The organism is Endothiovibrio diazotrophicus (genome assembly GCF_054657215.1).
This window is the reverse complement of record NZ_BAAHXB010000224.1, coordinates 1-2,944: the sequence shown is the minus strand read 5'-3', so window position 1 is coordinate 2,944 and position 2,944 is coordinate 1. Positions and strand designations below refer to the sequence as shown.

The window sequence follows — 2,944 nt, the reverse complement described above, 5'->3', positions numbered from 1 at the left end:
TCCTAAAACAGGAAGTTATTCTTTCGCGAGCCCTTAGGCCGCGATCGGGCGGAGTGCCGCGCCGTGACGAGGCTCGCGGAGGTAGGCGGAACGGGGGTCCGCCCTCGGCATCCTGCTCACGCCAAACGCCTATGTCCCGCTCGGCCATCGCGGCCTGGGGGCCGCTCCCACAGGTCGAGGGGAGATCACCGCTCTACCACCGCAGGGGGCCGAAGATCTCGGCGGGGTAGCGGGTGCGACAGCCGTCGGGGGCGGTGCCGAGCCAGCCCAGCCGGTGCCACGCCTCGGGGCCCGCCTGGAGGATGTGCGAGCCGTCGCTGTTGAGGACGGCGCCGTTGGGGGAGATGACGCAGGTGAGGATATGGCGTTGAGATGCGTCGATAGAGAGGAGGTTGTCGCCGGATCGTAGGTCCCAGATTGATCGTTCCCACGCTCCAGCGTGGGAACGCGGGACTGGACGCGGGCGCAGCCACCCTTCTCCGGCCGGATGGGCGGCGGCCTCGACCCCTGCGCGGCGGTCCAGGTGGGCTTCGCGCTGGCCGCCCGCGAGCAGCGCGAGATCACCTTCCTTCGGCTTCCGCGACCACCCGGCCGGCGGGGTTATCCTCCACTGGAAATCGCCCTGGCCAACGCCATCCGCGGCGCGGTCTCCATCAACCACGTCATGCGGGTGAAGTGCCCACGCCAAGCGGGACCTCGCCGCCGCCGCGCCAGCCGCTCGCTTCGGCGTTGAATCTTCCCGCTCCGGCGCGGTCCAACCCCATGCCTCCGTAATATCGGCAGGCCCCCTCTCTCCACTCAGGCACCCCCCAATGTTCCAAGGCCTTCTCCAGCTCCCTCCCTGGGGCTATCTCGTGGCGGCACTGCTGCTGACCCATGTCACCATCGTCGGCGTCACCGTATTCCTTCACCGGCACCAGGCGCACCGCGCGCTCGACCTGCACCCCGTCGTCGGCCATTTCTTTCGCTTCTGGCTGTGGCTGACCACCGGCATGGTCACCCGTGAATGGGTGGCGATCCATCGCAAGCACCACGCCAAGTGTGAGACCCCGGCGGACCCGCACAGCCCGCAGGTGCTGGGGCTGCGCAAGGTGTTGTGGCAGGGCGCCGAACTCTACCGCGGCGCCGCCGGCGAGCCGGAGATCCTCGAGCGCTACGGGCAGGGGGCGCCGGACGACTGGCTCGAGCGCCATCTCTATTCCCGCTACAGCCTGGCGGGCATCGGCCTGATGGCGGCGCTCGACCTCGTCCTGTTCGGCCCCGTGGGGCTGACGATCTGGGCGGTGCAGATGGTGTGGATTCCCTTCTGGGCGGCGGGGGTGATCAACGGCGTCGGCCACTACGGGGGCTACCGTAATTTCGACAGCCCGGATGCCTCCACCAACCTGCTGCCCTGGGGCGTACTGATCGGCGGCGAGGAGCTGCACAACAATCACCACGCCTTCCCCAGTTCGGCCCGGTTCTCCAACCGCCCGTGGGAGTTCGATATCGGCTGGTTCTACATCCGCCTGCTGGAGCGCGCGGGTCTCGCGCGGGTGCGCAAGCTGGCGCCCCATCCGGTATTGGGCGAGGCGCGCGGGCGCCTGGACCTGGAGGCGGTCAAGGCGTTGACCGTCAACCGCATCCACCTGTTCGCCGATTACCGTCGCCGGGTGTTGCGCCCGGTCATGCGCGCCGAACTCGACAACGTGGGCGGCACCCTCCGCGACCTCCTCAAACGGGCGCGCCACCCGCTGCTGAACGATCTGTCCGCCGGCGGCGGGGATGGTGCCGCAAGCGTGGCCGAAGTGCTCGCCGTCAGCCCGGTGCTGCGCGCGGTCCACGAGCAGCGCCGGCGTCTCGTGGCGATCTGGAACGAGCGGGCGGCCACCCACGAGTGGCGCCTCCAGGCGCTGCAACAGTGGTGCGCCGAGGCGGAGGCCAGCGGCATCGAGGCCCTGCGCGCGTTTACCGCGGTGATGCGGAGCTACCGGCTTGCGGACGCGCGCTGAAGGGATGGCGCGCTGCCCGCGAGCGCAGGTGAGCCGGAAAATAGCCTTGGACATTGTCGGCAAACAGGCGCAGACTGCCCGGCATACTTTCCCCTCCCGGCTCTCTCCAATCAATCCTTCTCCCTCCCGTTTCCCGACTCGCCGCAATCATCCCCTCCGCTGCATTGCCACGTGCGCCTGGTGCGACATGGGGAGCGAACGGGGCGTCCGGCGCCGGGAAAAGAATTGGCCGCGACGCGGCCTCTCGCTACCGATCACGATTTCTGCGTATGGTCCGGCGGTAGTGCTCATCCGACGACATACTGCATTTTGAGCGTAATCAATCTATATGAATATCTATGTGGGTAATCTCCCCTACGAAGTGAGCGAAGGTGACCTTCGCGAAGCATTCGGCGCGTTCGGCACCGTAACCAGCGCTGCGCTGATCACCGACAAGTTCAGCGGCCAGTCCAAGGGCTTCGGCTTCGTCGAGATGTCCAGCAACGGCGAGGCGGACGCGGCCATCAAGGGGCTCAACGGCAGCTCCATGCAGGGCCGTGCGATCAAGGTCAACGAGGCCAAGCCGCGCGAGCAGCGGGCGCCTCGCTACTAACGCGGGCACCTCCCCGCGCTGAAAAAAGCGCTCCCCGGCCATGCCGGGGAGCGTTTTTTTTGCGCCATGTCCGGGATCGCCGGTGCAATCGACGGCCGGACCCGAGGTGCCCGTAGGAGCGGCCCTGAGGCCGCGATCATGACGGAGTGAGCCATTCCGACCCGGCTTGCGGCGGGAACGGACGCGGCGCCATCGCGGCCTCGGGGCCGCTCCTACAGGAGAGGAATTCACCACGGCCGACATCGGACAGGGCTCACCCGGCACGAAGGTAATGGTAACGTCGCCGAGGCATCGGCGACCTTGTACGCCGGAGCGTGCGGCGGAGGCGAGAGCCCTTTTTGCCGAATACCGGTGGACCGGC

The 2,944-nt window shown here is 67.9% G+C and carries 3 protein-coding genes; all 3 read left to right on the top strand.

The features are described 5' to 3' along the window. Positions 1-439 precede the first annotated feature (439 nt). The 3 genes from ACYQ2W_RS25820 (at position 440) to rbp (ending at position 2,583) form a co-directional block, all read left to right on the top strand. A complete protein-coding gene (locus ACYQ2W_RS25820) occupies positions 440-733 on the top strand; it encodes a hypothetical protein (protein WP_459873868.1) in 294 nt (97 codons plus the stop codon). Between the two features lie 79 nt (positions 734-812). Further along, positions 813-1,991 (top strand): DesA family fatty acid desaturase, encoded by a 1,179-nt coding sequence (locus ACYQ2W_RS25815; protein ID WP_459873866.1) that lies wholly within the window; start codon positions 813-815, stop codon positions 1,989-1,991. Positions 1,992-2,319: 328 nt separating this feature from the next. Next, complete coding sequence (gene rbp, locus ACYQ2W_RS25810; RefSeq protein ID WP_459873864.1) at positions 2,320-2,583, top strand: RNA-binding regulator; 264 nt, start codon at positions 2,320-2,322, stop codon at positions 2,581-2,583. The last annotated feature ends 361 nt before the right edge of the window (positions 2,584-2,944 follow it).